This window comes from Mycobacterium sp. (assembly GCF_032162105.1).
Classification (GTDB): domain Bacteria; phylum Actinomycetota; class Actinomycetes; order Mycobacteriales; family Mycobacteriaceae; genus Mycobacterium.
Window position 1 is genome coordinate 1 of record NZ_JAVRPS010000590.1, and the last position, 3896, is coordinate 3896.

1 protein-coding gene and 1 pseudogene are annotated in these 3896 nt (G+C 70.2%); both read left to right on the forward strand.

The annotated features are described in order from the left end of the window. Positions 1 to 103 (forward strand): annotated as a pseudogene (locus tag QOC69_RS30170) (TetR/AcrR family transcriptional regulator); the annotation flags it as partial. A gap of 85 nt (positions 104 to 188) precedes the next feature. Next, the coding region (locus QOC69_RS30175; RefSeq protein WP_526446187.1) for an ATP-dependent helicase at positions 189 to 3896 on the forward strand (3708 nt) is incomplete at its 3' end.

The window sequence follows — 3896 nt, forward strand, 5'->3', positions numbered from 1 at the left end:
CATGATCGACCCGTCGATCGACGCCGGGTACGTCGCCGACTCTTGCGCGCACTCGCTGCTCGACGCCATCGCCCGCGTCCCCGGCATCCCCACCCTCGAGTGATTTGGGCGCGTTCCCGTTCGCTGCTGCGCGACGGTTTGCGCGCCGAAATCGCAAGGTTGTCGGTGGGCGAGGGCACCATGTCAGGGTGAGCTCCATCGACCCGCTCGAGCGCTTCGGCCCGCTGACGCGCGAGTGGTTCACCGGCACCTTCGCGACGGCGACCGCCGCGCAGGCCGAGGCATGGTCGGCCATCGCGAGCGGGGACAACACCCTGGTCATCGCACCCACCGGCTCCGGGAAGACGCTGGCCGCGTTCCTATGGGCCATCGACCAGCTCGCCGCCGCGGAACTCCGCCCCCCGAAGGCGGGCACCCGGGTGCTCTACATCTCCCCGCTCAAGGCGCTGGCCGTCGACGTCGAACGCAACCTCAGCACCCCACTCACGGGCATCACCCGGGTGGCCGAACGGCTGGGCCTGCCGGTGCCGCAGATCAGCGTGGGTGTGCGCTCCGGCGACACCCTGCCCGCCCGCAGGCGGGAACTGATCTCCAAGCCGCCCGACATCCTGATCACCACGCCCGAGTCGCTGTTCCTGATGCTGACGTCGGCGGCCAGGGAGACGCTCGCCGACGTCGCGACGGTGATCGTCGACGAGGTGCACGCCGTCGCAGGCACCAAGCGCGGCGCGCACCTGGCGCTCTCACTGGAGCGCCTCGACGACCTCCTCGATGCGCCGGCGCAACGGATCGGCCTTTCGGCGACAGTGCGGCCCGCCGAGGAGGTCGCGCGGTTCCTCGCCGGAACCGCCCCGGCGTCGATCGTCGCGCCGCGATCGGGCAAGACCTTCGACCTGTCGGTGCAGGTGCCGGTGCCCGACATGGCCAACCTCGTCGAAAACTCGATCTGGCCCGACGTCGAAGGCCGCATCGTCGACCTGATCGAGTCCCACAACTCGACGATCGTCTTCGCCAACTCCCGTCGGCTGGCCGAGCGGCTCACCGCCCGGCTCAACGAGATTCACGCCGAGCGCACCGGTGTCACACTGAGCGACGAGCGCAACCCCGCGGTCGGTGGCGGCTCCCCCGCACACATCATGGGCAGCGGTCAGACCTTCGGGGCTGAACCGGTTCTGGCGAAGGCGCACCACGGCTCGGTCAGCAAGGAGCAGCGGGCGCTGGTCGAAGACGATCTCAAGAGCGGCCGCCTGCGGGCCGTGGTCGCCACCTCCAGCCTGGAACTGGGCATCGACATGGGCTCGGTCGACCTCGTCATTCAGGTGGAGGCGCCGCCGTCGGTGGCCAGCGGGCTGCAACGCATCGGGCGCGCCGGTCACCAGGTCGGCGAGATCTCGCGCGGCGTGCTGTTCCCCAAGCACCGGACCGACCTCATCGACTGCGCAGTCACCGTGCAGCGCATGCTGGCCGGCCAGATCGAGACCATGCGGGTGCCCACCAACCCGCTCGACATACTCGCCCAGCACACCGTCGCCGCGGCCGCGCTGGAGCCTCTGGACGCCGATCGCTGGTTCGACGCCGTGCGGCGCAGCGCACCCTTCGCAACCTTGCCCCGCAGTGCATTCGAGGCGACCCTGGACCTGTTGTCCGGCAAGTATCCGTCCACCGAGTTCGCCGAGTTGCGGCCGCGGCTGGTGTACGACCGTGACGCGGGAGTGCTGGCTGCACGCCCCGGCGCCCAACGGCTCGCGGTGACCTCCGGCGGCGCCATCCCCGACCGCGGCCTCTTCACGGTGTACCTGGCATCCAACGCCGACTCCGAAAAGCCGTCCAGGGTAGGCGAACTCGACGAGGAGATGGTGTACGAGTCGCGACCGGGCGACGTCATCTCACTGGGCGCAACCAGCTGGCGCATCACCGAGATCACCCACGACCGCGTGCTCGTCATCCCCGCCCCCGGCGAACCCGCCCGGTTGCCGTTCTGGCGCGGCGACGGCGTCGGCAGGCCCGCCGAGCTGGGCGAGGCCATCGGCGCCTTCACCGGCAAGCTGTCGGGGATGGCACGCGAGGAGTTCGACGCGCATTGCCACACCATGGGTTTCAACGACTACGCCACCGACAACCTCTGGCAGCTGCTCGACGAACAACGGCAGGCCACCGGCGCCGTACCCACCGACACCACGTTCATCGTCGAGCGTTTCCGCGACGAGCTCGGCGACTGGCGGGTCATCCTGCACTCCCCGTACGGCCTGCGGGTGCACGGCCCGCTGGCCCTGGCGGTCAGCCGCAGGCTGCGTGAGCGCTACGGCATCGACGAGAAGCCGACCGCCTCCGACGACGGCATCATCGTGCGGTTGCCCGACACCGAGGAATCCGCACCAGGCGCCGACCTGTTCGTCTTCGACGCCGACGAGATCGATCCCATCGTCACCGACGAGGTCGGCGGATCGGCGTTGTTCGCGTCGCGGTTCCGCGAGTGCGCGGCAAGGGCGCTGCTGCTCCCGCGGCGACACCCCGGCAAGCGGTCGCCGCTGTGGCACCAGCGCCAACGCGCCTCACAACTGCTCGACGTGGCCCGCAAGTACCCCGACTTCCCCATCGTGCTGGAGACGGTCCGCGAATGCCTGCAGGACGTATACGACGTGCCGACCCTGCGCGAGGTGATGAATCGCGTTGCGCAGCGGCGTATTCGGCTGCTCGAAGTCGAGACGGCCACCCCGTCGCCGTTCGCCGCATCGCTGCTGTTCGGCTACGTCGGCGCCTTCATGTACGAGGGCGACAGCCCGCTGGCCGAGCGCAGGGCCGCCGCGCTGTCGCTGGACAGCGTGCTGCTCGCCGAACTGCTCGGCCGCGTCGAACTGCGCGAACTGCTCGACCCGCAGATCATCGCGTCCACCATCGCCCAGCTGCAGCACCTGACCGCCGAACGGGCCGCCCGCGACGCCGAGGGCGTGGCCGACCTGCTGCGGTTGCTCGGCCCGCTGACCGAGGACGAGATCGCGGCACGGTCCACCGTCGACGACGTCGGCGGCTGGCTCGAGGGCCTTCGCGCGGCGCGACGGGTGTCGACGGTCTCGTTCGCCGGCCAGACGTGGTGGGTGGCGATCGAGGACCTCGGGCTGCTGCGCGACGGCGTCGGAATCCCGGTACCAGTTGGCGTGCCAGCCAGTTTCACCGAATCGGTGGCCGATCCGCTCGGCGAACTGCTCGGTCGGTACGCCCGCACCCACGGGCCGTTCACCACCTACGACGCCGCCACCCGGTTCGGGCTTGGGTTGCGCGTCACCGCCGACGTGCTGGGCCGGATGGCCGTCGACCGGAAGCTGGTGCGCGGTGAGTTCCTCACGACCGGTGACACCGAACAGTGGTGCGACGGCGACGTGCTGAAGATCCTGCGCCGTCGGTCGCTGGCCGCCTTGCGCGCACAGGTCGAACCGGTGAGCACGGCGGCCTACGCCCGGTTCCTGCCCGCGTGGCAGCAAGTGGGCGCCGCCCAGGTGTCGGGCATCGACGGTCTGGCCGCCGTGATCGATCAGCTTGCGGGCGTGCCGATTCCGGCGTCGGCGGTCGAACCGCTGGTGTTCGGGCAGCGGGTCCGCGACTACTCGCCTGCCATGCTCGACGAGCTGTTGGCGGCTGGCGAGGTGACGTGGTCGGGCGCCGGGCAGATCGGCGGCAACGACGGCTGGATCGCCTTCCACTCCGCCGACTCGGCGCCGTTGACGATGGCGGCGGCGGCCGAGATCGAGTTCACCGACGTCCACCGGGCGATCCTGGACACGCTCGGTCACGGCGGGGCGTACTTCTTCCGCCAACTCGATGATGCGGTCGACACAGAGTCACTGAAAGCCGCTCTCTGGGAACTGATCTGGGCCGGCTGGGTCACCGGCGACACGTTC